21 protein-coding genes are annotated in these 24,549 nt (G+C 51.5%); 11 read left to right on the forward strand and 10 right to left on the reverse strand.

Going from position 1 to position 24,549, the window contains the following annotated elements:
• Positions 1-200: 200 nt before the first annotated feature.
• From soxB to soxC, 7 genes are all read right to left on the reverse strand, one after another.
• Positions 201-1,913, reverse strand: coding sequence for a thiosulfohydrolase SoxB (soxB, locus tag ACO0LD_RS04075; protein ID WP_423004087.1), 1,713 nt, complete (start codon positions 1,911-1,913; stop codon positions 201-203).
• Between the two features lie 469 nt (positions 1,914-2,382).
• Positions 2,383-3,018 (reverse strand): sulfur oxidation c-type cytochrome SoxX, encoded by a 636-nt coding sequence (soxX, locus tag ACO0LD_RS04080; RefSeq protein ID WP_423003946.1) that lies wholly within the window; start codon positions 3,016-3,018, stop codon positions 2,383-2,385.
• An 11-nt stretch (positions 3,019-3,029) separates the two neighbouring features.
• Positions 3,030-3,863 carry a sulfur oxidation c-type cytochrome SoxA gene (soxA, locus tag ACO0LD_RS04085; RefSeq protein WP_423003948.1) on the reverse strand — a complete coding sequence of 278 codons (834 nt, stop codon included), beginning with the start codon at positions 3,861-3,863 and terminating at the stop codon, positions 3,030-3,032.
• Positions 3,864-3,874: 11 nt separating this feature from the next.
• A complete protein-coding gene (gene soxZ, locus ACO0LD_RS04090) occupies positions 3,875-4,186 on the reverse strand; it encodes a thiosulfate oxidation carrier complex protein SoxZ (RefSeq protein WP_423003950.1) in 312 nt (103 codons plus the stop codon).
• Between the two features lie 287 nt (positions 4,187-4,473).
• Complete coding sequence (gene soxY, locus ACO0LD_RS04095; protein ID WP_423003952.1) at positions 4,474-4,962, reverse strand: thiosulfate oxidation carrier protein SoxY; 489 nt, start codon at positions 4,960-4,962, stop codon at positions 4,474-4,476.
• A gap of 154 nt (positions 4,963-5,116) precedes the next feature.
• The gene (locus ACO0LD_RS04100) at positions 5,117-6,130 is read right to left on the reverse strand and encodes a c-type cytochrome (protein WP_423003954.1); all 1,014 of its coding nucleotides are present in this window, start codon (positions 6,128-6,130) and stop codon (positions 5,117-5,119) included.
• 1 nt (position 6,131) lies between these two features.
• Positions 6,132-7,496 carry a sulfite dehydrogenase gene (gene soxC / locus ACO0LD_RS04105; protein WP_423003956.1) on the reverse strand — a complete coding sequence of 455 codons (1,365 nt, stop codon included), beginning with the start codon at positions 7,494-7,496 and terminating at the stop codon, positions 6,132-6,134.
• A gap of 330 nt (positions 7,497-7,826) precedes the next feature.
• On the opposite strand from soxC, the gene ACO0LD_RS04110 reads away from it, so the two are divergent.
• Positions 7,827-8,153, forward strand: a complete 327-nt coding sequence (locus ACO0LD_RS04110) for a rhomboid family intramembrane serine protease (protein WP_423003958.1) — start codon at positions 7,827-7,829, stop codon at positions 8,151-8,153.
• 17 nt (positions 8,154-8,170) lie between these two features.
• Entirely contained in the window at positions 8,171-8,383 is a 213-nt protein-coding gene (locus tag ACO0LD_RS04115; RefSeq protein WP_423003960.1) for a hypothetical protein, read from the forward strand.
• A 293-nt stretch (positions 8,384-8,676) separates the two neighbouring features.
• On the opposite strand, the gene ACO0LD_RS04120 is transcribed toward ACO0LD_RS04115, so the two are convergent.
• Complete coding sequence (locus ACO0LD_RS04120; protein ID WP_423003962.1) at positions 8,677-9,021, reverse strand: hypothetical protein; 345 nt, start codon at positions 9,019-9,021, stop codon at positions 8,677-8,679.
• Between the two features lie 201 nt (positions 9,022-9,222).
• A complete protein-coding gene (locus ACO0LD_RS04125; RefSeq protein WP_423003964.1) occupies positions 9,223-12,747 on the reverse strand; it encodes a winged helix-turn-helix domain-containing protein in 3,525 nt (1,174 codons plus the stop codon).
• 181 nt (positions 12,748-12,928) lie between these two features.
• On the opposite strand from ACO0LD_RS04125, the gene ACO0LD_RS04130 reads away from it, so the two are divergent.
• The 5 genes from ACO0LD_RS04130 to ACO0LD_RS04150 all read left to right on the forward strand — a co-directional run bounded on the left by ACO0LD_RS04130 (position 12,929) and on the right by ACO0LD_RS04150 (position 17,473).
• Entirely contained in the window at positions 12,929-13,579 is a 651-nt protein-coding gene (locus tag ACO0LD_RS04130) for a hypothetical protein (protein WP_423003966.1), read from the forward strand.
• Between the two features lie 414 nt (positions 13,580-13,993).
• Positions 13,994-15,019, forward strand: coding sequence for a hypothetical protein (locus ACO0LD_RS04135; RefSeq protein WP_423003968.1), 1,026 nt, complete (start codon positions 13,994-13,996; stop codon positions 15,017-15,019).
• Between the two features lie 124 nt (positions 15,020-15,143).
• Positions 15,144-15,416, forward strand: coding sequence for a hypothetical protein (locus ACO0LD_RS04140; RefSeq protein ID WP_423003970.1), 273 nt, complete (start codon positions 15,144-15,146; stop codon positions 15,414-15,416).
• A gap of 148 nt (positions 15,417-15,564) precedes the next feature.
• Positions 15,565-16,176, forward strand: coding sequence for a Vps62-related protein (locus tag ACO0LD_RS04145; RefSeq protein WP_423003972.1), 612 nt, complete (start codon positions 15,565-15,567; stop codon positions 16,174-16,176).
• A gap of 853 nt (positions 16,177-17,029) precedes the next feature.
• Entirely contained in the window at positions 17,030-17,473 is a 444-nt protein-coding gene (locus tag ACO0LD_RS04150; protein ID WP_423003974.1) for a rhomboid family intramembrane serine protease, read from the forward strand.
• 468 nt (positions 17,474-17,941) lie between these two features.
• Here ACO0LD_RS04150 and ACO0LD_RS04155 read toward each other — a convergent pair whose 3' ends face one another.
• Positions 17,942-18,832 (reverse strand): LysR family transcriptional regulator, encoded by an 891-nt coding sequence (locus tag ACO0LD_RS04155; RefSeq protein WP_423003976.1) that lies wholly within the window; start codon positions 18,830-18,832, stop codon positions 17,942-17,944.
• 161 nt (positions 18,833-18,993) lie between these two features.
• Between ACO0LD_RS04155 and ACO0LD_RS04160 the strand changes: the two genes are divergently transcribed.
• The 4 genes from ACO0LD_RS04160 to ACO0LD_RS04175 all read left to right on the forward strand — a co-directional run bounded on the left by ACO0LD_RS04160 (position 18,994) and on the right by ACO0LD_RS04175 (position 24,546).
• Positions 18,994-19,593 (forward strand): short chain dehydrogenase, encoded by a 600-nt coding sequence (locus ACO0LD_RS04160; protein WP_423003978.1) that lies wholly within the window; start codon positions 18,994-18,996, stop codon positions 19,591-19,593.
• Between the two features lie 155 nt (positions 19,594-19,748).
• Positions 19,749-20,603 carry a hypothetical protein gene (locus ACO0LD_RS04165; RefSeq protein WP_423003980.1) on the forward strand — a complete coding sequence of 285 codons (855 nt, stop codon included), beginning with the start codon at positions 19,749-19,751 and terminating at the stop codon, positions 20,601-20,603.
• Between the two features lie 290 nt (positions 20,604-20,893).
• Entirely contained in the window at positions 20,894-21,715 is an 822-nt protein-coding gene (locus tag ACO0LD_RS04170; protein ID WP_423003982.1) for a substrate-binding periplasmic protein, read from the forward strand.
• Positions 21,716-21,936: 221 nt separating this feature from the next.
• Positions 21,937-24,546 (forward strand): MXAN_6230/SCO0854 family RING domain-containing protein, encoded by a 2,610-nt coding sequence (locus tag ACO0LD_RS04175; protein ID WP_423003984.1) that lies wholly within the window; start codon positions 21,937-21,939, stop codon positions 24,544-24,546.
• The last annotated feature ends 3 nt before the right edge of the window (positions 24,547-24,549 follow it).

Consider the following 24,549-nt stretch of genomic DNA (forward strand, 5'->3'; position numbering starts at 1 on the left):
CATAACATAAACCAAAACAGGTGATTTTTGCGCTGTGCAACAAAAATAATTTGCAAGCGCTGCCAGCCGTCAGGAACTGACGTCCCAAACAGGAGCATAAATCGCAGAGATTAGCGAAAGAAGAGAAGTAGAACGCAGAAAATACTCACAGATATCTCGGCGACAACACCCAGATATCTACTTGCTTAAACTCTACTTGCTTAACCCAGCATGCCTGGGTTGCCAGCCACACCGATCAGGCGCGGCGTATTCAATGTGCGTGGTGTGATCTTTTTATGTGCGCGCAGCCATTGTGCCACCACATCCCAGACTGGCTCGCCCTTGGCGCCTTCTGCCACGGGTGCCCAGCCAGCTACTTTATACACCTTGGTATCAGCCAATGGCTGGCCGTTCAGGCGCATGTCCTGTATGCGCTTGCCCATGGCCGCTGCTGGTTCTATCGCATAGCTCAAACCACCGACGCGTACCATGTCGCCACCTTGCTGGTAGTAAGGATCAGGATTGAACAGGTTGTCGGCCACATCTTCCAGCACGGTCTTGATGGCTGCGCCTGTCATTTCTGTGACGGTGGTATACGAGTAAGTGGTGGCGGTCTGGTCCATCACATGTTCCATGGTGATGGCGCTATTGGGCAACAAGGAAGTGCCCCAGCGGAAGCCGGGTGAAAAAGCAATTTCTGCATTCTTGACTTCCATCAGGGCATCGACAATCAGCTGGTCAAAGCTGCCATTGAAGTTGCCACGGCGGTACAGTGTGCCCTCTGTCATTGCCAGCTTTTCACCCAACTTTGCGGCGTAAGGTGCTCGGATTTTTTGTATCAGCGCCTGCATCTCTGCATCGGCTGGCAGGAAATTGGCAAACACTGGCAACAGCTTGTACTGGAAGCCCTGTATGCGCCCTTCTTTCACATCAAAATCGAGCACGCCAAGGAACTTGCTATTGCTGCCAGCATTGGTCACCAGGGTCTTGCCGCCACCGTTTTCAACGATGACAGGTGCAGGCATGCCGTCGTGGGTATGCCCACCCAGGATGGCATCTATGCCGCGTACACGTGAGGCCATCTTGAGATCGACATCCATGCCATTGTGCGACAGGACCACGACCACTTTCGCGCCCTTGGCACGCGCCGCATCGACGGTCTTTTGCATATTCTCTTCCTGTATGCCAAAGCTCCATTCGGGCACCAGATAGCGCGGGTTGGCGATGGGCGTATACGGAAAAGCCTGGCCGATGATGGCGACTGGTACGCCATTCATTTCTTTCATGACAAAGGCTTCAAAGACCGGATCACCAAAGTCGGTAGTCTGGATATTTTGCGCGACAAAATCGACCTTGCCCTTGAAGTCATTCTCGACGATATGCTTGACGCGCTTGTCACCCAAGGTCATTTCCCAGTGCGCCGTCATGACGTTCACACCCATCTGCAAACAGGCATCGACCATGTCCTGCCCTTTGGTCCACAAGGCCGTCGCTGAACCCTGCCAGGTATCACCTCCATCGAGCAAGAGCGCGCCAGGACGGTTGCCCTTGATGCGTTTGATCAGCGTCGTCAAATGCGCAAAGCCACCGACCTTGCCATAGCTTGCGGCTGCCTGTTCAAAGTTCAGGCAGCTAAAGGCATGTGCTTCAGGTGTGTTGGGCTTGATGCCAAACTGCTTCAGCAAATGCTCGCCCACCAGATGCGGGCTTTTACCGAATGCTGCACCTATGCCCAGATTGACGCTGGGTTCACGAAAATACAGCGGCAACAACTGCGCATGGCAATCGGTGAAATGCATAAGATGGACATTGCCAAAGCGCGGCAGGTCGTAGAGCTTGTCTGCGGCAGGATTCGCCATGGCCGCCTGTGCATCAATCTGCATGCCACCAGCGGCGGCGATGGCCATTACTTGTAAAAAATCACGACGATTCAGACCCATGATGATTTGCTTTCTGTTTTTGGTGTTGTAGTGGCTGTAGGTTTTGAAGTTGGTGTTGGCTTGTTGTTGGTTTTGACGTTGCGGTTGCTTTTGATCTTCATCCGCTTGGGACGAAGCCGTTTGTGTGATGCAGAAAATGGAAAAAGAAGTGTCCGTTGTTTGAGCGTAGCGAGTTTCGGACACTTCCCATTTTTTGCTTCGCACAAACGGGCACTCCCGCAGGGAGCGAGTCTGCGGTCGCCTTTCTTTGAATACTTTCTTTGGCGAAGCAAAGAAAGTATTTCGGCCGCCGGGCCGAGACCCGGCTTGTGTCCACGAAGGGCAACCGCTTTACCAAAGCACACGGCATACAACAAACGCCACTAGGCTCCAGCCTTCGCTGGAGCGACGTAATTTAAGTTAGGCTCACATTAGAGTCACAGGCTTCAACGAAAGCCATATATGAACGATAAAGCCAAGCCCCTCACTTATTCACCGGCGACTCCACATCCAGCAACAGCGCCATCACATCCTTCAACTGTGCTTCAGTCAACACCCCGTTATGCCCAAACCGTGGCATCTTGGAACAGGCGTTATAAGCTTGCGCGTTATACAGTTTGCCCCAGGTATATTTCAAAATCTCAGGACTGGTGCCACGCAACTTGCCGAACTGATACAGTGAAGGCCCGATATTGCCGAAAGAAATCTCTGTCTTGCTCATCTGGTGGCAGGCATAGCAATTACCGCCATTGACTGAACCCATGGCATCCGACGATTGCATGCCACGGCCATTCTGGGCGATTTTCTCGCCGTTTTTCCAGTCACCCATGTACTGGCCATCAACCGGATATTTCACCGTGGCGAGTTGCGCCTGTTCCAGTTTTTTTGCTGGCTTGGCTTTCAGCCCTTGCGGATTGGCGCTACACAGTGCCTGTGCCTCGTCCTGCTGCACCATGCGCTCCATGGTGGCCGGGCCTTTGGATTTGAAGTCGGCCTTCATCATCTCCAGTGCGGCTTTGGCGTAATCTGGTTCTGCAGCAGAAACCAGCGCCGTGCTACAGAAGGCTGCCAGGAAAACACTGATATGGCTTATGCGTGGATTTATACGTAAATTTTTCATGTGCGTCCCCCTCAGCGTTTCAATGCAGGTGCATTCATGACCGCGCCATCGGCAGATTTTGCCAGGAACATGGTCAGTGCAGTGATGGTGTCTGAAGCGTAGTCAGGCACGGGGAAGCGTTGCTGGCGGAAGCAGTCATTGAGTCTATGTTGCATGGTTCTTACTTCGCCCTGTGACACACGGTAAGCTGGCCAGGTCGAATAGGCAGCCTGGGCATTTTCCTTGTTGTTCAGATTGGGCAAGTCTTGCAGGCGTATGCGCTGGCCTTCTGCAGAATGGCAGGATGCGCAGGCGAAATCATGCGAACCGGCACGGTAATAGAATATCTTTTTACCGATTTCATAAGCCTGTTTTTCTGCTGGGTGTTTGATACTGACAGTCAGTTTCATGCCACGTGATTCTGCTGTTAGAAAAGATACCAGTGCTTCAATATCAGACGGGTTGCCTGCAGAGCCGAATGGTGTTTTCACAGCCTGCTCACGCGTCAGGCCTTGCAAGCTCATGCGGCAATGCATGAGACGCTGTTCCAGGTCCATGACCTTGTTGGTATCTTTAAAATAGCGCGGCAATTCTGCATAAGCGCCCTTGGTCACACCCGGCCCTTTACCCAGATCACATTGCTCCAGCGTTTGCTGGTTAGGTCCCATCTTTTTTTGCCAGAGTTCCTGGCCGCGCATTTCCCATAATTCTGCCGGGTTGCCGTCAGCCAGCATTTGCCGGTATTTGGCAATTTCATCGGTCGCAGATGGGCTTGCAGTCTGGGCCTGTGCAGACGACAACACCGAGCATGCCAGTATGACGCACAGCGACATACAGGACAGTGATTTGAGGGCAGGACGTGACATGGTTTTCCTTATCAGGCTATGGCTGCTTCATCAGTACGCTGGTCACCTTTGCTGTCTGTCCAGGTCACCGACACTTTATCACCTTTGACGCCACCCTTGAATTTGAAAGACAGGAAAGGGTCTTTGGAAACCGAAGGGCCAAACTGCGCATCGAGCACCAGTTTGTCTTTCCATTTGGCTTGCAGGTTCTTGATGAAATGTGCGGGTACGACTTTGCCTTCCAGGTCTTTACGCTGACCTGTTTCCATATCGTGACGCATCAATACTTTTACTTCAACGACGTCGCCAGTAACCGCCGCCCGAATACGCATAGGATCGCCCATGATGTCTCCCTTTTTTTGCTAATTTTAAATGAATATTTGATCAAAACCTGAAAGCTCACCACAGAGGCACAGAGACACAGAGAAAAGCATGAGGAAAACGGAAAAATTTATGGCCTGGAATTAAGTATTACGCTGTTGTTAGGCTGAGTGTTGGGCTGGTGAATCGTAGCCCAACCTACGAAGTAACAAGGTCCGTCCCAGTTTGCGTAACAACACTTCGTTTTTCTTCTGATTTTCTCAGTGCTCCTCTGTGTCTCTGTGCCTCTGTGTTGAGAGGTCTTAAAAAATTAACCGCCGCAACCGCCTAAAGTAACCTTGATTTCTTTCGAAGCCACCAGCCATTTACCATCAGCTTTCACCAAGGCATGCACATTCGAGGTTTCACCAACCTTGACGCGGGTGCTGACTGAGGCTTCTGTCCCTTCAGGGATATTAAAAGCGGCAGACATGGCATTCGGGTTTTTTTCTATCAGGATGGCGATGTAGTCGGTATTGGCTGCCTTGCTGCTGACGCTGACGGGCACTACCGCGCCGTTTTCTGCAATATCAGGAGCGGTGATGACGATGTCGGTACTGACAGCCGGGCTGCCGGCACCCAGCGCGGCAAAGGCGTCTTGCAGGCTCTTGGCTTCAAAGACCTTGGCTTGCCATTCGGCGGCGAACACATCGGATGGTTTGAGCAAGCCAGCGGCAAAGGCCAGGCCAAATACCGTGGATATGCGTAAAAAATCACGGCGTTGCTGACCGTCATCGTTGATCTTGATTGCCTGCTTCATTACTATCTCCTGAGTGAGCATTTATCCGGCGCTGCTGATATAACTGATATTGCTGATATTGCGATTTACTGAATTTACTTCATTCGATAAGCTTAACGCGAATTCGTTCCATCGATATGACAAAGCTGAAAAAATCCTTGCTGCTTTACCAAACTTATTGACGCATGATCCAGTCCAGCATGGTCTTGATTTCTGCATCCTTGACATGGCCTTGCGGTGGCATGGGGATATCGCCCCAGGCACCACTGCCACCTGTCTTGATTTTTTTTGTCAAACTCGCCTCGGCATTGGTATCGCCCTTGTATTTCGCAGCGATCTGGGCAAAGCCAGGGCCGACCACTTTATCCTTGATGCCATGACAGGCGATGCAGGCATATTGCTTGGCCAGCTTCAAGCCTTCTTCGGCTGCTGGCGCGCTGACTTTGACAACAGCTGCCTTGTTCAAGTCCACACCACGTACTGCACCAACAGTGCGATTTTGCTCTACCGGGTTGCCGTTGGCACTACGAGCGAAGGCGGGTAATTCTGAGGTGATCTTGACTTCCTTCAAGCAGTCTTTCATGCAGGCAGTGTTCTTCACATCCGGCTTGCCATTGGTTTGCCACAGGCCGTGCTTCTCTGTCATACCGTCACGGTTGGGCATGCGTTTTTGCACTTCGGCGATGTTTTCATCCGACATGACAAAGTCGTCAGCGACGATGCCACCCATGTTCAGCAAATACGCGGTTACTGCAAACACTTCATCCGTGGTCAGGGTCTTGGGTGCATTCCAGGGCATGGCCCGGTTGATGTAATCCCATAGTGTCGAGACTGTTGCCACCTTCATCAATGTGGTGCGTTGCGGCTGGCTATTGCCAGTCAAGGCAGCCACGCGACCATTCTTGACATCATCCTTGGTCGTGCCACCAACGAGAGGCGTAAATACCTGGTTAGATTCGCCGAAAGTGCCGTGGCAAGAAGCGCACTTGCCGTCCCATACTTGCTGACCCTGGTCAACACTGCCACGCCCTTTTGGCAAACCCTTGAAGTCGGGGCGTACATCAATGTCCCAGGCTGCTACTTCCTTGGGAGTCGCCGCCCGGCCTATATTGCTATAGTCTGCGGCACTGGCTATCAGTACAGTCCCAGTCAGCACCAGCATGCTTGTGAGCTTAGTCAGCATCTTCATCTTAAGCGACCTGTACATTGCTGACCTCGCCATCTTCATTGATCTTCCACGACTGAATGGCATTATTGTGATAAATCGATTTGGTACCGCGGACTTCGCGCAGTTGGTTGATCTTGGGTTGCACATAACCGGTTTCGTCTATCGCTCGCGATTGCAAGATCGCTGGCCCACCATCCCAGTTCCAGTCCATGTTGAAACGGGTCAGGCATTTGCCAAGCACCGGGCCTTCCAGTCTGGCGGTGCGCCAACTGCGGCCACCATCGGCAGAAACATCGACGCGCTTGACCTTGCCACGGCCTGACCATGCCAAGCCGGTAATATTGTGAAAGCCTTTTTCCAGCAGCATCTGCCCGCCAGATGGCGTGGTGATGACGGACTTGCATTCTTGCACCGAGGTATATTGCCTGTGCAAGCCGCTGGGTTGCAGGTCAATGTAGTGGATAGCCTCATCTTTTGCAGCCCATGGCTGGTCGCCGACTTCGATGCGACGCAGCCATTTGACCCAGGACACGCCCTGCACACCAGGTACGACCAGGCGTAGCGGGTAGCCATTTTCTGGCCGCAGCATTTCGCCATTCATGCCATAGGCAACGATGACATCATCCATGGCGCGGACGATATCGATGGTGCGCGTCATGGCAGAACCATCGCCACCTTCAGCCAGGACAAACTTGGCTTTCTTGCGGTCTATGCCGCAATCATCGAGCAGCACAGACAAGGGCACGCCAGTAAATTCACAGCAGCTCAGCATGCCGTGCGTGTATTGCACCGTAGGTACCGCGACATTACCCCATTCAGTGGCGCTATTGGCTCCGCATTCGATGAAGTGCATGCGCGATACCGACGGCAGACGCATGAGGTCATCCATGGTGTAGACCTTGGCTTCGCGCACCAGGCCATTGATCATGAAGCGGTGCTGTGCCGGATCTATATCTATCCAGCCCTGGTGATGACGTTCAAAATGCAGTCCACTGGGGGTGATGATGCCAAAGAAACCCTGCAAGGGTGCGAAAGAGACAGAGGCCTGCGGTACCCGTGTCAGACCGGGTGACTGGCGGCGCTGCAAATTGGCTTCAAATTTGGAAGGCTGACCATAACCCTGCATGACAACGGGGTTACCCAGGGTCTTGGCATGCTCCTGCAAATTCAGTATCAGCGGGTCGCCATCACCTTCAGGCACAGTACCCGGCTTTGCCATTGCCACGCCAGATGCCAGCGCTGCGGTAGCAGCAGCGAAACTCTTGCGCAAGAAGCCACGCCGCTCATCATTCAAGCCTTGTTCAGTGATGGACAGACGCAAAGGCGCATCCAGAAAATTCTCGGGCGCACGACGCAAAAGACCGGACTTTTTAATCTGCATAGACATGAGACTGAAACTTTCCAATGAGATACTACGATCATCCTGTGCCCGCATGCCTTACCACTGCAAGCAGCATAGCCTATTCTTTAAGCACAGTTTTACTGATCTGAATTTGATCAAGCTCAAATACTACTATTTGCGCATATAATCAAATAAGGAAAGAAAAAAAGCAAATGCTTTCTTTTGTGCAAGGCACAAAAAGTTCATGTAGCGCCTAGTTAATCTTGTTCATGATAGATTCTGGCATCTCCACGAACATGTCACTTCATTAAGATGCATCAGAAAAATATATTCTCCAGATCACCAATTGCAATTCTTATCTTCATATTGATTTTGATGGGATGGACTATCTCTGCCCTGTATTTTTGGCAATCACTGTTTGCCTCACAAAAATCCCTGCGCCTGCCGCAGTTAGGTGCTGCCACGGGCGCACTGTTTGTCACGCATGAATGGTGGCGCTTGCTGGTCTCGCAATTCTTGCATGTGCATTTCCTGCATATGCTGTTCAATGCCATGTCCATACTCATCATCGCCAGCAGTCTGGAAAGAACACGAGGCTGGCTGGCGCTGCTCAGCATTTACCTGATCGGAGGTATGGCAGGCCAGTTGGCCAGCGTCTGGTCTTACCCGCCCTGGTCGCGGATGGCGCGTCACAGGCTCTGATGGCTTTGTGCGCAGGCATGTTTATCTTGCAGCCACGGAGCAGAGTTGCCTGGTTTGCTGGTTTGATAGTCGCCATACAGGTAGCGCTGGATGTGCATGCCATTGCAGGTATCAAAGCCGGGCATTTGTATGGCTTTGTTGCGGGATTATTGGTCAGCTTGGTGCTCTGGTTTTTGTCACGAAGCAAAGCTCAGTCAGCAAAACCAGAGTCTCAAACTTCAAGCCATTGAACTTTTCTTATCATCGAATACTACGTGTTGACATATCTTTACAGGCAAAGCAGTCCCACCAGATCGCAGACTGGCAAGACGTGCGACGCAGTCCAGCGTGCGATTGGGGGCCCGCCGAGGGCGGTAACCTGGAGGGAACGGGACCAAAACCTCGCCTGGCGTTGTTGTGCGTTGCTCACTTGGCCTGTCAGGCAGCGCCCCGCACGCCTAGCCAGACAAGGCTTTAGTCCCAATACAGAAAAATCTACGTCTGAAAAAAAACCGCAACCAGCACAAAGAAATTACTTCGCTTCTTATCTGTCGTTGACAATTTGCGGATCATAGCTGAATCTGATCTTCTCGTTGTAATTGTTTCTGATAAACAGCGTAACCTTTATGGGACCCTTATCCAGTTTGTGATCTGCATAGATCAGTTGATAACTCTCTCCTAAATCAGGTGTTGTGCCAGTCAACTGACTTCCGGTGCAGGCCGAATAGTCGGCATAACCGGCGAAACGATACCCAGAAACTACCGATGTTGGATCCAAGATGAATGTGATGGTTGTTTTCTCTTTTACGCAAATTATTTCAGGGACTAAAACCGGCGGAGCGCTGAAATTCAAATTGACATACACCGGAATTGACTCGTTGGTACTCATGGTATCTCCTTGTTATCAATGGATTAAAGACAAATGGGATATCCCTACAAATGCGGTAACGTGAAGCCGAGAGTGATTCAGTTTCGAGCGGCGTATCGAGCGGTGCAATTACGCATCGTTCATGGCGTTTTCAATCGCCACCATACCATTTTACGAACAAACATGCGTCAATAGCTCGGTGTTCGACGGCCTCAAACGGCATTACTGCACTTGCATGGATACCCCGTTAAGAAAGCGAACATAGTCAAATTCGCGGTAGCCGATTTGCGTCAACTGTGTCTTGACCTCGCCGACTATAGCATCATTGCCAAGGCATTTCTGCGCGCGTATCCAAGGGGAAAGTATGTGATAGTCCATGCTCCCAGGCGCATCCTTGGCAAGTAGTCCGCGCGCCTGTTGACAGGCATGCTGGGACGCCGCTTCGTCTTTCTCCCTGGCTTCTACCGCCGCAAGGATTAGCCAGCCTTCCGCTAGCGCCAAGCGGCTGCGTAGTTCGGTTGGATTGCGTGTCAGCACATCTTCAAGGTGACGCTGGGAATCTGTAAGTTGCCGCCGCGCTTCCTGGTTTTGATGAAGATCAAGTAGGGCAAGAACCATTTGTTGTCGCACCTGTGCTTCGAGCAGGGACCATTTCACTTTCTTTGGATCACGTTGCGGCAATGAATTTGTGGTTTTCCAGATGTCTTGTAGTTGGGGCAAGATGTCTTTCGCTGCCGTTTCGCGCGCTGCGATACGCAGGTAATCCAGTTTTGCAAAGAGAAAATTTCTCTGCCATGCTTTGTTGGACGGCTCTTGCTCGAGCGCCAGCTTGAGTAAATCATGCGCGATATGAAAGTCATCGAGTGCAGCGGTACTCTGTCCCAATGCGAGCTTAAGCACGGCTTGATGCTGGAGCGCCAGCGCTAAACGATTGTTCCAGAGAGCGTCGTTGGGCGCGGCCTGATGCAGGCTTTCGACAAGATCCGTCTCGCGCCGGTATAACGCCATTGCTGCGTCTAACTCACCCAGCGTCTCCTTGGCCGAGCCCATCCAGGAGATGCTGTCGGCCAGGTCGCCCTTCAAGCTGCGATCCTGTGGCTTTTTCGAACTTGCCTTGGTTTTGAGCTCGATGGAAAGTAAAAACTCCGCGCTAGCGGTTCGCGCATCGCCGCGAGCCAACGCCAGCGAACCTAAACTGCTATGCGCATACGATTGCTCTATCCACCAATCGACAGAGTCAGGCTCCAACAAATGCAAGCGGTCGCTATAATCCTGGTATTGCTTGAAATACTGCTTCGCCTGAGCCGGGTCGCCCTGTTCCATGTGTATTCTGCCCAGCCAGAAAGCATTGGCACCGAGGTTTTTCAGCACCTCACGATTGTCGGGAGCGATGGCAAACTGCTGCTGCAGAATGGTTCGGGCGACTAGTAATGCGTCGGTAGCCGCTTTCATATTTCCACGTTCGATATTCACTTCGCTGATGAGTTGCAGCGCCTTGGCACGTTGAGTGAGCGAAGTAAGATTCAATGTTTCGCCGCCTGGCCGGGACAGGTATTCCAAGGCTTTCGCGCTGACGCTGTCAAGCAGGTCGAGCTTGCCGATAGGCCTCAGCTTGTCAACAAAGTCCCCTAACATGAAACCCAACATGCCCTCGGCTTCGATGCGTTTTTGGTCTGCCACCCGCTTGGCCGATAGCGCACTCAGGCCCAGCACCATGGCAAGCGCGGCCAGTATGACGATGAGCGTAATAACTGCCACAAGAATGCGTTCGCGCAGCTTTGCTTTCTGGGTCGAGACCCGGATCAGCGCTGCTTCTTCTGAGGAAAGGGAAAACGCCGCGAGGCTCAGCAAACTGCGTGCTTCAGTCAGTTGCTTCCCATGGGGCAATAACAAATCATTGCGTCGCCCCTCGCTCACCCAGCGGGCACTTTGCGCGGCAACACGGTCTCGAACACGCAAGGCCTCGCGATACTCGCCAATCCAGGCGGTGACGCGCGGCCAGCGGCGCAAGATCGCTTCATGCGCCACGCCGAATCCTGCCGCATCGCCTAACAGTTCGCTGACAAATAGCCGGCTTTCCACCAGCGCATTGACTAAGCGCCGTTGGTCCTCGTTGCGCAAAGAGGACCAGGGCGCACGTCGGCTGGTGACCACGTCTTCGCTGGCCGAGATGGTTACCACCAGAGACAACACCTGCGGCAGGCAAGCGCGCTGCGATTCAGTCAAGGCGCTGATCGTCTGCTCGGCGCGTTGACCGATAACGCCTTCCAGGCCGCCGAGTTGATGGAATGCCTCGAAACTGAGTTCGCCATCCGCCGTGCGCCGACTGTACAGTTCCTGCAAGGTGTACTGCAGCAGAGGCAGTGCGTCCGGGCTGCCAGTCGCGCTTTCGCACAAAATGTCATCAAGCCTGATCTGCGTGTCCGCATTGATGCCGAAATGGAGTGTGGCTGCAGCGGCAGGCAAACGGATCATCTGGGCGATTTCGGCATGCGAGGGCGGACTCAGATCGAAGTGCGCACCTCTTGGTTTACCCTCCATCAAGACCGGGTATTCGGCAATGCGCGGATAAAAGTCGTTTCTGCAGGCGATGACGACGATCACACAATGGCTGCGCGCCAGCGTGTCGATCGCCTTTAAAAAGGCTTGGCGCTCATGTTCGCCAATGTGGGACCACGAAAAAATTGCTTCGAAGCGATCAAGGACCAAAGCGAAGCGCAATCGCGAGCCAGCTTCGGACTTCGGTTCAAGGGCGTGGCGCATATCTGCGATCACACTCTCAATATCATGTTCGATGCGCTGGCCCAGCGAGACCGCGCTGGCACCGGGAAATACGCCGTTCTCATCAATCTGCCAATCGAGCAACACACCACCCAGCATAGTGAGCAAATGATGCTGCCCCATCTCGCCCAAATCGAATGTCGCCGAAGATATGGTCAGCAAATTGTTTGCACTTGACCGCCCCATCAAAAGCGGCAACAGGCCAGCTTGTATCAGCGAGGTTTTGCCGGCGCCACTGGGACCGAGCACCAATACCAGCGCGCACCCAGCTTCCGCCTGCAGTGCGATCGCCTGCAACAGCTTGAAGCTGGCGTTGGCACGACCGAAAAATACCGGCGCATGCTCTTGATCGAACGCCTGCAAGCCACGAAATGGCGATTCATTTAGCCATGTTTCGTTCGCTACATCGACTACGTGAGCGTTCTCCACATGCACCTCGGCAACAGTTCGGTAGCCGCGTTTTCGTATGGTCTCTATATATGTGGGCGATAGCGCGTTGTCGCCAAGCGCGCGACGCAACTGCGTGATGGATTTGTGTACCGGATTGTCGCCGTGCAAATTGCTTCCCCAGCATTCCTGTAAAAGCTGTTCGGCGCTGACGACCGTATTTGCACGCTCACACAGCGCGACCAACACATCCATCGCACGTGGTTCTATCTGGCGAGTAGCCAGAGTGCTGGTAATCGTATTGGCCGGCGGATTGATTTGCCAATCCCCGAAGTGGAATATACGGTTTTTCATGTGGAAGCTACATCCTGATGGTGTGTATGAGGGAAGTGCAACTTCGTCATAGATAGAAAAAACCCCTATAAAACAATGACTTGCAAAGCGGAAGGTTTTCGGAAGGTTTGCATTGAAAACATTGTCTAAAGTATATCTCGTGAGAACTACTTTGAACAAGCATTCTTCGATCAGGCTAAGCATTTGCTTACCGATAAAGTAGATACCGAATTGGGAGACCATCATTAACTCGCCTGCAATGAATATATCTGCCTTGATGGAACCATCGACTATCCCCGCGATACGAGAGTTGCCAGAGTGCACCTCTGACGTTCCGTCAGCGGTGGTCCGTTTGGTACTCGCGCAAGTTTTAGCAAGCGCAACCTTCCTTAAGGCACCACGCATGTGTCGATTGTTGAAGTTTTTGGTGGACAAACGATTGGCGGGAGCTATACGAGATACCAACGAATACACGATAGGGATTGAAGTATTTGATCGCGACCCGTCAACTTACAACACTGGAGAAGACCCCATTGTGCGGGTACAAATTGGCCGTCTGCGCGAAAGGTTGAAAGACTATTACAGCACATTGGGTAGCGCAGCCGAATTGACGATTTCCATCCCGATTGGCAGTTACATGCCGATGGTTCGAAAATCGGATGAAAACCCTATTATGTTCAAGCCGCAGTACTTGCTGGCCATACTGCCGATCCATTGCCTTACGACGAATGCTGAATGTGTTTCTTTTACCCAAGGGTTGAGTGAAGAGCTCACGCATCAATTATTCAAGGAATTTGGTAAAACCATCGTCTCGCACACCTTCAGCAACATGAACCGGGTTAGCAGAAGCGACGCGACAATACAAGGCGAACATGCCGGTGCTAGCCACCTGCTGGAGGGAAGTATTCGCGTCGAGGGCGGGTTTACCCGAGCGTCTTTCCGGCTCCTTGACGCTACAGTTGGTTGCATTGCCTGGGCAGAGAATTTTGATCGACACGTCTCATTCGCCATCTCGCTGCAAGAAGACATAGCGCTTTCCGTATGCGAGGCATTAAAACGCTACTTTTCACTTGGTTGATGACAACAACCTGACGCAACACCTGCATACACCGAGGGATTACAAGCCAAAGTGCACCAGCAATCAAGCGCTCAGGTCAACCGTGTTCGCCAACAAGTTACGGTAACACGTCCGTCTCGTTACCTGAAGATACTTATATCGCCCGCGGTCTGAAGTTATCTTTGAGGCATGGGATAGGGATTGCAGCAACGATTTGACATCCTATGGAGGGGTAATTGTACTTTTGGTGCAAATTGGTGCGGTTGGAACGAAAACGCACCGGGAAATCAAAAGCTTGTGTCGTCGTGAATCTAGAACCATTAGACAAATAGAAAACGATAAACCGTCGTTTTTAACTGATGTGTCATGCGTAAGCGCACTAAATTGTACCAAAAGTAAGACTGCCCGTGTAACACCCACTTCAAGGAGAAGCAAATGATCATCCCGTCCAATATCGAAATGCATGATGTACTGGCGGCCTTCCATGCCATTCCAGACGCTGGTACGCGCAATTATTACGCCTGCCCTGTTGATCCCACTGAACCTACTGGCATGGTGTTTTCCCACTTCAAAGGCATTGCCGCGTTTGAAGATAAACTCATTTTTACCCACACCAATATCGATATCGGGGCGACCTGCGGAAAATACCTCATTGCGGACAAACTGAATGAGGGCGCCCAGGGCACCATCGACGCCACTTATGACACCCAGCCGCAAAACTGGTGTCATCCCTGCTCGTCCCAGGCTTGCGGCAGCTTCATGGCAATAGGCATCCAGCCAACCGAGACCAGCGGCAATCAATCTGCCATCCAGATTTGCGATCTGCAATACACGCTAAGTAACGAGCCGATCGTTGTCCTGGGTAGCATTCCGCGCGAAGAAGGGATCAATGGCGTGGGCATGACCAAGGAAAAGGGATCATGCGGGTGCTATATCGTAGCCGCAGTCAACGGACCGAGTTTTACCCTATACCGCTCAACCAGTGACTGCCTGCAACCGTCGGAGATCAGATTCGACGTGATCTACCACACCAATCAGTTCGCCGAATCCGGCGCCGGTCTGGCGTTGGTGACCCAGACCGATGGCCGCATTTTCATGTTCACCCTGAATGCCGATGACGATGGCAGCAACAATGAAATGTGCTTGTACTGCATCAACATCACCGCCGAAGAGCCGCTGAGCAAGCTTGCTCACCGAGTCATGACCGTGCCGGGGGTGAGCCAGTCACTGACTGACCTGCTGAGCTACCTGCTCAACAACCAAACGCCACTGGGCAACGCCATCGTCTTGTTGCTGTGGTCGTTTGCGGAAACCTATATGAACAGCAGCTTCCGCTGGGGGAAGGGTTTGGCCATCACGTCGCCCGACTCGGTCACCGTGTACGCATCCGACCGCAATGTGCTTGGCCTGTCACATGTAACACCCACGCGCCAGGATTTTTCGCTCGTGGTGTGGGGCTAGCAGATCCCGAAGTGATTCAGTTTTCACTACCCATGAATGCCAACGAACTGGCCCCTCAAGAGCGACGCGTCAGTCGGCGCACACGCACAACACCACTTGTGTCACAACCAACCGGAGAAAATCCATGAACAAACCTGAACTGAAAAGTTACTTGGAGAAGAATGATCTCGTTTGGGGCTCCATATTGGCGGCGTTGCTGGCGCTTGGTAGTGGCGTGCTCAACAGATCCTTCCGCTGGGGCAAGGATCTGTCGATAACCTGGTCCCAAAGCGTGGAGATCTACGCTACAGACTGCAATGTCCTCCCTCTTTCATATCTGCCGAACAAGGTCTCGAAAAAAGATTTCTCCGTCGTGGTATGGGCCACTGTGCCCTACATGCCAGGCATTGTTGTATAGCCAGCGCCGCTTGCGGTGGCGCGCAAGCGGCGTTGCATGATGGATGAAAGGGCCGAAAACTTTAAGCGCTAGGGCCCGGCGCACGCCGAGCAATGTTACTACTCTTGTGCAATGTACATGCACTTAACCACCTTAAAAGGAAATCGAAATGACAATCACAACACAACAATTTGGCGCCATTAATTTAGGCTATTATGCCCCCTCAGTAGACGGCTGGAATACAGGAGGGGTGACAGGAGGTCAAGATGGAAGCTTTGTTAATCCGGATGCCAATTTGCCAGATGGTTTCCTGCAATTCGGTTCCAGGGCCATAACGGGTAGTCTACTTGATGCCTCAGCTTTCTTGGTTGCCTACGTTGACGGCATAGCAGTCTCTGAGTCCACCGGATGGACGCAGGTTTGGAATACCGCAGATATTCCTGGCGGAGAAAACGGTTACCTGTATATTCCTACAGCACCGACAGGATTTGTCGCACTAGGTGTAACATTCACAAATTACGGGACACCTAACTTTAACGTGGCGTGCGTCGCGGAACAGTATGTTGCACAAGGAAATACACATCAAATTTGGAGCACAGCGGGAATCGATGGTGGGGCCGACCTCGCGCTTTATACCGTCATTATTGACCCTACCCAAACGCCTCCTGACTCTGATTTTACGTCGATTATCCCTATCTCGACCAGCACTTTCGTTGCAACTACTGTTAATGGTTCTTTTCCTTCTGCTGCAAACCTGCTTCTGCAGTGTGCCGGGCTTTAATGGAAATATCCACGTAACGGACTAATATCCAAAATCCAAATATGACACCCCTACAGCAAATGTTGATTCATCCATCGTGACAATCATCATGTAGGGTGTCAGTGAGCCGCCTGCTAGAAAACGAGGCAAACTATCAAGAAGGAAGAATCAAATCGATGGGGTCAGACTCTGAGCCTTCCCCTCATATTTGAAGATGAATGATGTTCTGGTGTACGTCGCGTATGAGAGTACGAAGCAGTGATAGTGCGTCATTCATTGGTCGTCGCGTGAGCTTGATTGAAGTGGCTTCTTGAATACAACATCGCGCTAGGAAAATAATGGATAGTGCTGTCTTAGCTTTTTTCTTGCTACCAAATTCAATCCTGAAATTGACCGATTTGGCGATTAAGTCGATGAGCCATAATGCGTAACACGCCAGCGCACCGATGAGTAATAGTGTCGCCAATCGCCTTGGTTGTCGTGTCTGGCTTTCGGACAATCCCACGCCCCAGCGCCAATTTTAAACGTCACGAAATGTTTGTTCGATTTGCATGCTGCCTCGATAAATCGCCACCACTGAGATCACCCAATAGTGGTGAGACAGCTAGTAGCCATGGCTCTTTTTGTCTCTGCGATTACTTCTTGCAATGCGCGCTTTGTCTCGCTTTTCCATGTACGGTTTTTTGATGTCGTCCCAATGCTTTTTTCTTGATAATCACCAATCGACAGGACACCGGATGTTTGCGCATATAATCAAATAAGGAAGGAAAAAAAATACTTTCTTTTGTGCAAGGCACAAAAAGTTTATGTAACGACTAAAGAACCTTGTTCGTGATAGATTCTGGCACCCATAGCAACACGCCATTTCATCAAGATGCATCAGAAAAATATATTCTCCAGATCGCCAATTGCAATTCTTATCTTCGTATTGATTTTGACAGGCTGGACTATCTCTGCCCTGTATTTTGGGCAAGCACTGTTTGCCTCACAAAAGTCCTTGCGCCTGCCGCAATTAGGCGCTGCCACGGGCGAACTATTCGTCACACATGAATGGTGGCGCTTGCTGGTCTCGCAATTCTTGCATGTGCATTTCCTGCATATGCTGTTCAATGCCATGTCCATACTCATCATCGCCAGCAGTCTGGAAAGAACACGAGGCTGGCTGGCGCTGCTCAGCATTTACCTGATCGGAGGTATGGCAGGCCAATTGGCGAGCGTCTGGTCTTACCCTGCCCTGGTCACGGATGGTGCTTCACAAGCCTTGATGGCTTTGTGCGCAAGCACGTTTATCTTACTGCCTAAAGGCAAAGTGACATAGTTTGCGGAACTGATAGTCGCCATACAGGTAGCGCTGGATGTGCATGCGATAGCGGGTATCAAGGCCGGACATTTATATGGCTTTGTTGCGGGATTACTGATCAGCTTGGTGCTCTGGTTTTTGTCACGAAGCAAAGCTCAGTCAGCAAAACCAGAATCTCAAACTTCAAACCACTGAACTTTTCTTATCATCGGACACTAAAACCATGACAGAAATCTACCAACTTCAATCCATTTCAGCGTTGGGGAGTAATACCTATTCCCTGGTGATGTCGAATGGCACAATGACGATCGAGACAGTCTGTGAAATGCTACATACTGATGGTGTGAAAGAACCTTCATGCGATTATCTGGTATTTCATTCTGAAAAATTCAATAGCTTATGCACCCACGGTCAAATCCATATCAAGCCAATTGGGAAAGCCATCTTTGCCTTTCACGCATGCCTTAAGCCAACTGTGCAGGGCATCTAGCGCTTCAAACCAAACCTGTCCAGCATAAATTCGATGAAAGTAGACAGCTTGGGCGTGGGTTGCCTGTCGCGTGGATACAGCAGATGCATGGGACGCGGCGCAGGTACATAAGCTTCCATCAGCGGCACAAGGTGACCAGCAGCGACTTCGCTGGCGAGCAGCAATTCGGATTGCATGACAATGCCAAAACCGGCCACGGCAGCGCTTTTCAAAGCCTGGCCATTATTTGAACGCAAGCGGCTCATCGGTATTTCACTAACTTCTTCCGCTGCTTCAGTCAGGCGCCAGCGCACATGTTTGTTCCAGTGTAAAAAATCCAGGCATTCGTGGTCTATCAGATCTGCCGGAGTGCGAGGTGTTCCCTTGCGTTTCAGATAGGCAGGCGCGGCGCAGATCATCATGCTGTATGGTTGCAAAGCACGTGCTATCAGGGTGGAATCTTCCAGCTGGCCTATGCGTATGGCAGCATCAAAACCATCTTCTACCAGATCGACCAGCCTGTCGTTCATATGCAGGTCGGCACGCATTTCTGGATATTGCGCCAGGTAATCGACCATGGCCGGGGCCAGCATCTCACTGCCAAAGGTGACAGGTGAGGTGATCTTCAGTACGCCACGCGCGCCACCACGCATTCTGGCCGCACCGGATTCTGCCTCGCCGATCTGCGCCAGTATGGCCTTGCATTGCTCGGCGTATTGCAAACCCAGCTCAGTCAGGCTTTGCCGCCGCGTGGTGCGCGTCAGCAGGCGTGCGCCCAGCAGGCTTTCGAGAAACTGTATGTGTTTGCCCACCATGACAGGCGATATCTCGCACTGTGCTGCCGCAGCGGTAAAACTGCCCGCATCAACCACGGCGACGAACACTTCCATGCTGCGTAATTTATCCATCCGTGCATTCCTCATTACTAACCAATAGTTAGCAATATATGCATTTTTAAGATATTTATCTACATTAAAAATTGGGTGATACTTAATTTCATGGCATATGCCAGTAGAAATTAAACAGTACAGCCCAACGAGACCGGCTGAAAAACCTAAAAGGAAATATCATGAAACTCATCATCATCGGTGCCAACGGCACAGTAGGCAGCGCCATCAGCAATGAACTGGGTGCCCGTCATGAACTCATCCGTGTAGGCAAAGCCAGCGGCGATATCCAGCTTGATATCAGCGACAGCGCGCAAATACATGCATTATTTGCCCGCACCGGCAAGGTTGATGGCGTGGTCGTGGCAGCAGGCAATGTGCACTTTGCCCCTCTCAATGAAATAGAAGAACAGCATTTCCACATTGGCCTCAACAGCAAGCTCATGGGCCAGGTGAATGTTGCCCAGATTGCCCAGGCTTATCTGCATGATGGCGGCTCCATCACCCTCACCAGCGGCGTGGTCGGTGAAACACCGATACGCGCAGGTGCCAGCGCCGCCATGGTCAACGGCGCACTGGAAGGCTTTGTGCGTGGTGCAGCTATAGAATTGCCACGCGGCTTGCGCATCAATGTCGTTAGCCCTGGTTTGCTGGAAGCATCGGTTGCTGCGCTGGGCAGTTTCTTCCCCGGCTTTGAAGCAGTATCTGCCAAACGTGTGGGCCTGGCCTATGCCAGAAGTGTGGAAGGCGCACAAACCGGACAGGTGTATACGGTGCGCTAATGCTGTTACAAGCGTGGAAAATTGTGAGCATTTTCCACTCTTGAGAAAGCTTATCAAAAAAATAGCACAAAGAATGCGCAACAAGTTAGCATGACATCATGACGCTGCCTGCAGCTAAGGCGTCATCCTTGTCAATCCCCTACAGGAGCGCTATTGTGAGCAATGAAACCTTTGATGCCCCCATCTTCATTGAAGATGGCCCATACATAGATTTGCTCCCCGGGGAATATCCCTTTTTATACAATGACCGGGGACATTGCAGACAATTGCGGCAGCCTTTTGGGGAGGAAATCACGATCGCCAAGGATAATCCCGACCTGGACATGGGTGTCAAATACGAGGGCATCAGCCACCAGCCCAAGACTATTCCCAATGATGGCTACCCTTACCAGATTACCGAATTCAATTTCAAGTCACCCGAAGTCCATTACGAAGCCATCGCCGCAACCAGGGATAGCGTGCAAGCCTTTGGCATGACGCTGCTGAAAAGCGGCGAATGCCTGCGCTTTGAATATGAGGGCATGATCATGGCCCAATATACCTATGGCAAATGGGCTGGCCATCAGTCTCCTTACATCGGCAAGCGGCGGCGGCGTGAATTGCTGACCCACAATCCTACCGATCTGGAATTCCATGATTTCCCGCATGTGTTTTTCTCGCATGATGACCGTCCCCTCGTCATCAGCGTGGCGCGCTGGCGGCCTTATGTGCAGGAAATATCGCTGGCCGATCTGTGGGTAGAACCCGGTGATGCCATCGTCCTGCCGCCCAAGACCCGGCCCATACCGCCATCAGGAGAGCTGCCTGACGAGATCGCCAGACGCATCATTATCGACTTGCACGGCAACCGCAACTCTGCCCTGGCTTGCTGGGGTAGCGACAAAGCAGCACTGACCACCACCACCGTACTGGGCAACGAACACACCATGCAAACCCGTGCGCCAAACTATCATGAAGAATTACAGCCAACCAGGCATCCCTATCCAGGTATCGGGCTGACAGAGCAATGAGGCATGCTTTGTGCAAAGCGGACGCTGCCATATTTTCCATTTAATTTACAATTGTTAGCAATGACAGCTTTACTTGCCTGAGCATGGAAAAAACTGAACTGTCCGCATTTGCAAACCTGTAGTACAGAGGGAAGCCATGAGTTGTCCAGGGAAAAAACCAAAGACTGCGCATGCATATCTATCGTCCAGTTGCATAAGGCAAAGCACGCACCTGTCAGTCTTATCGTTTCGACTATTGCGCAACGTGATTTCTGACACTAGGCTGAAGAAAAGCGCCTTGAGGTGTGCAAATGAAGAATATTGCACTTGTATCTGTATTCCTGATGCTGGGATTGAACTGCACACCTGTCAGCGCAGCAGAGCTCAACTCTGGCTGCGGCAGCATACAACTGGCTTACTATGAATTGGGTGCCCTGTATTACCATAATCCCGATGGCAGCTATGCAGGCATAGACAAGGACGTGGTTGAAGAAGTGTCCCGACGCAGCGGCTGCAAGTTTGATACCGTACTGGAATCCCGCGTGCGTATCTGGACGCAATTGAAAAACAATATCCTGGACATGTCAGTTTCTGGTATTCCCACTCCAGAAAGGGAAAAATTCGCTGAATTCATCCCCTACTTTTCCACCAGAAACTATATCTTGCTGCACCGGGACATGCCTGCACACAACCAGAGCATGGCTGGCTTTCTGGCTGATACCAGTTTGAAAGTGGGTGTCGTCAAAAGCTTCAAGCACGGCCCGCAGCTTGATGAATGGCTGGATAAATTATGGACACAAAAGCGGGTCTACGAAGTAGCAGATTTTGACACCCTGCTGCGCCTGTTCTTTGCCCATCGCGTTGATGCCGTAATGGCCTTGCCCACCGTGTGGGAGCCACTGCTAAAAAAAGAAGATATCAGCAAGCAAATCCAGGTACATGACTGGGCACCGCAAGACAGTATCGTACACGGTCTCATCGTTTCCAGAGAGCGTGTCAGCAAAACCCGGCGTGATTTACTGAAAAAAGCCATCTACAGCATGGCCGACGATGGCAGCCTGGAAAAAATCTTCAGCAAACATGTAGGCAGCAAACTCGCGCGCGAGCTACGTTACGACGGGCCCAGATTTTAGAAAATCACTTTCAAACCTACGCCTTTCCAAAACCCTTGCTCTCCACTTGCACTTACGCTAGCATCTGTATTGCGAAGGCTCAGACTGGGCTTCCTTCTAAAACCTGAAACAGCTCGGTCGATTTCCTTCGCAACTAATTCACTTCCCTGCAATCTGTCAGGGATAATTGATCATCAGCGGAAGTTGGCTATCGCCTCTTCCGCTTTTTGTTGGAAGCGTGCATGACTTTGCCATTTTCTGCCACACAAGCTTTACTGCTCAGAAGACAAAACCTGGTCTTTGTAGAAGCAAAGACAGATGCAAGCCTGCTGCCAGAATCCTGTCTGCAAGCTTTTGAAATCAATCTGGCCAAACTGGGTTATGCCGTATCCACCCGTTTGCGCCTGGCCTTGCAACACCTGACTGCAGATGCGCTGACGCAAACCCAGAAACATGCCTGGAAAGTGTTACTGGCCAAAGTCGGTGGCAACCAGCAATTGGTGCCGCAATTTCGCCGCTTTCCTGAAGATGTACCCGTCGATACACATGCACTGTGGCGTCAACGTGTACTCAGTCACTTCCTGCAAATGCCCGGACAGCCCTGTCTTTTTTGTTCAAACTCAGGCAGCACGCATGTATTGAAGCCGTGTGAACATGTAGTCTGCGAGCATTGTCATGACGGTAGTAATTATTCGGCCTGCCCCATCTGCGGCCAGCAAACAGAGTCATCAGCATTCTTTAAGCTTGCCGAGGCCCGCCAGCAGCCACGAGAAAATATTGTTTTCAAATTGCTGGATCTGGGTCAGGGTGTGGATGCTGCCGCAAGAGAGCTATTGCACAGCCTGTGCGAACGCAAACAGGCAATGTCACCCGTGGATAAGGAAGATTTCACCGCCATCGTGCAAGAGTATGGAATGGCAGTCCTGCCATGGTTGCCGAAAGTTATCCCCGTGCGTGAAAACATTGCCCTTTTGTTTGGCAACTTGTTGAAGCAATGTAACCCTGCCCTGGTCATGGATGCAGCAAAATCGTATATCAGCACTGCTACCGATGTGTTACGTCTGATCGCTGCCTATTCAGGCGTTGACCCCGCTTTACAGGGCCAGACTGTTTACCGTCAACTCGCCATTACAGAAATGCGTGGTGTCAAAAAATACCGTCTATGGTTTGAATCCAGTCACTGGCTTGCCTGGGCCAAACGCAACACCCATATGCAAGTCGCGTTGTTGGTCAAACGCTTTAAAGTTGCCAAGCTGAGCCGCCCTCTGCGTAAGGCATTATTAGGTTTTATGGAAAGCCTGCGTCCTGATTTGCTGACGGAAGACATGCTCAGGCACCGGTCTTATTGGGTATGGATGGGTGAATTCCTGCATCCGCATGAATACAAAAACCGCTACCCTCAGGTGGCCGCCGCCTTTACCATCATTCGCAAAAAGTCTGCCTATGGCACTCCTGCGCCTGTCTTCCAGACTTATTATGGCAAGCTGGAAGCCAGCCTGCGCCAGGGTGATGCTGGTGCCATGGCTGGCTTGCTGGCGCAAAGGCCGGGCGAACTTGCACGCCGCCTGGATTTATTATTGAGAACAGCAGGTAGCGATGAAGCCGCACTTGCCCAGGTCATGTCAGCCTTTAACAAGGTACTGCCGCAATTTGCCACACCAGTATTACTCACTTTACTGGCTCACCTGCCAGTAAGAACCCAAGCTTTCAGCAACAGGACAACCAGGATATATTGGCCCAAAGGCCAGGTCGCCAAAGCAGTATTTGCATCAGACACCAGGGCAAATCTGGACGAAAATACCATCACACAAATAGTCGCTGCACTGGAAGCAGAATTACTGCAGCGCTTTGCCGCAAAACCCCATTATGACCAATGCATCATAGACCGCGCATTGCAAGACATCATTGTGCCTTTCAATGAAAGAACTGCCAGTAAATCGGCGATCAGTTTGCCACGCGGTTCCAGCATCCCTATTGCACCAGAAAAAACGGTACGCCTGTTTTTACACTGGTGCCAGCCTGAGAATAATGCCAGCCGCACCGATCTTGATTTATCGGTCGGTTTTTATGACAGTGACTGGCAATATCAGGGAGTCTGCTCTTACTATCAATTACAGTTGCAAAACAAAAATGGCCAGACTATCGCCCGCAGTTCTGGCGATATTACCAGTGCGCCCTATCCTGACGGTGCCAGTGAATTTGTTGATTTTGACCGTGATGCAGCGATGGCCCAAGGCATACGTTATGCAGTTGTAGTATTGAATAATTATTCTGGCATGGCCTTTGAAGACCTGGAACGCGCCTATGCCGGTGTCATGTTCAGGGACGATGTCCAGGGTCATCATTTTGACCCACGCACGGTAGAATTGAAATTCAATCTGCAAGGTGGTAATGGCATCTTCCTGCCCATGGTGATAGACCTGCAAGACGCTCGCCTGCACTGGCTGGACATGTATTCTACCGGCATGTTTGCCATGAATAATGTCGACAGCTCAAACAATGCCATCACCACCATCTGCCCGGAGATGATTGCCTACTTTGCCAGTGGCACCCGCCCATCGATGTATGAACTGGCGCTCTTGCATGCGGCGGCGCGTGGTAAAGAAGTGCTGTTGCGTGGTCAAGATTTACAGCACTTTGTACGCGCACAAAATGAAACTGCAGCAGCATTTTTGGCACGCTTGCGTAGCGGTTCTGGCCAGCAGATACAAGCAGATGAACTGCACCTTGAGCACAGCGTTTTTGCCGCACTGTATGAAGGCAATCTGGTTTTGCCGGAGGCCAGTACCGTGTTTGCAATCAAACCTGGATGCCTGGCCGGCAATTTGGCTGCCAGCGATTTGCTAAGTTGAAGA

The sequence above is a fragment of the Undibacterium sp. Ji83W genome, assembly GCF_049340385.1.
Classification (GTDB): Bacteria; Pseudomonadota; Gammaproteobacteria; order Burkholderiales; family Burkholderiaceae_D; genus Undibacterium.

Excerpts from the sequence above, each read along its gene's own strand:
- soxX (WP_423003946.1), bottom strand. The coding sequence starts at position 3,018 with ATGAAAAATTTACGTATAAATCCACGCATAAGCCATATCAGTGTTTTC.
- soxA (WP_423003948.1), bottom strand. The coding sequence starts at position 3,863 with ATGTCACGTCCTGCCCTCAAATCACTGTCCTGTATGTCGCTGTGCGTC.
- soxZ (WP_423003950.1), bottom strand. The coding sequence starts at position 4,186 with ATGGGCGATCCTATGCGTATTCGGGCGGCGGTTACTGGCGACGTCGTT.
- soxY (WP_423003952.1), bottom strand. The coding sequence starts at position 4,962 with ATGAAGCAGGCAATCAAGATCAACGATGACGGTCAGCAACGCCGTGAT.
- ACO0LD_RS04100 (WP_423003954.1), bottom strand. The coding sequence starts at position 6,130 with ATGAAGATGCTGACTAAGCTCACAAGCATGCTGGTGCTGACTGGGACT.
- soxC (WP_423003956.1), bottom strand. The coding sequence starts at position 7,496 with ATGTCTATGCAGATTAAAAAGTCCGGTCTTTTGCGTCGTGCGCCCGAG.
- ACO0LD_RS04110 (WP_423003958.1), top strand. The coding sequence starts at position 7,827 with ATGGGATGGACTATCTCTGCCCTGTATTTTTGGCAATCACTGTTTGCC.
- ACO0LD_RS04115 (WP_423003960.1), top strand. The coding sequence starts at position 8,171 with ATGTTTATCTTGCAGCCACGGAGCAGAGTTGCCTGGTTTGCTGGTTTG.
- ACO0LD_RS04120 (WP_423003962.1), bottom strand. The coding sequence starts at position 9,021 with ATGAGTACCAACGAGTCAATTCCGGTGTATGTCAATTTGAATTTCAGC.
- ACO0LD_RS04125 (WP_423003964.1), bottom strand. The coding sequence starts at position 12,747 with ATGATGGTCTCCCAATTCGGTATCTACTTTATCGGTAAGCAAATGCTT.
- ACO0LD_RS04135 (WP_423003968.1), top strand. The coding sequence starts at position 13,994 with ATGATCATCCCGTCCAATATCGAAATGCATGATGTACTGGCGGCCTTC.
- ACO0LD_RS04140 (WP_423003970.1), top strand. The coding sequence starts at position 15,144 with ATGAACAAACCTGAACTGAAAAGTTACTTGGAGAAGAATGATCTCGTT.
- ACO0LD_RS04145 (WP_423003972.1), top strand. The coding sequence starts at position 15,565 with ATGACAATCACAACACAACAATTTGGCGCCATTAATTTAGGCTATTAT.
- ACO0LD_RS04150 (WP_423003974.1), top strand. The coding sequence starts at position 17,030 with ATGCATCAGAAAAATATATTCTCCAGATCGCCAATTGCAATTCTTATC.
- ACO0LD_RS04155 (WP_423003976.1), bottom strand. The coding sequence starts at position 18,832 with ATGGATAAATTACGCAGCATGGAAGTGTTCGTCGCCGTGGTTGATGCG.
- ACO0LD_RS04160 (WP_423003978.1), top strand. The coding sequence starts at position 18,994 with ATGAAACTCATCATCATCGGTGCCAACGGCACAGTAGGCAGCGCCATC.
- ACO0LD_RS04170 (WP_423003982.1), top strand. The coding sequence starts at position 20,894 with ATGAAGAATATTGCACTTGTATCTGTATTCCTGATGCTGGGATTGAAC.
- ACO0LD_RS04175 (WP_423003984.1), top strand. The coding sequence starts at position 21,937 with ATGACTTTGCCATTTTCTGCCACACAAGCTTTACTGCTCAGAAGACAA.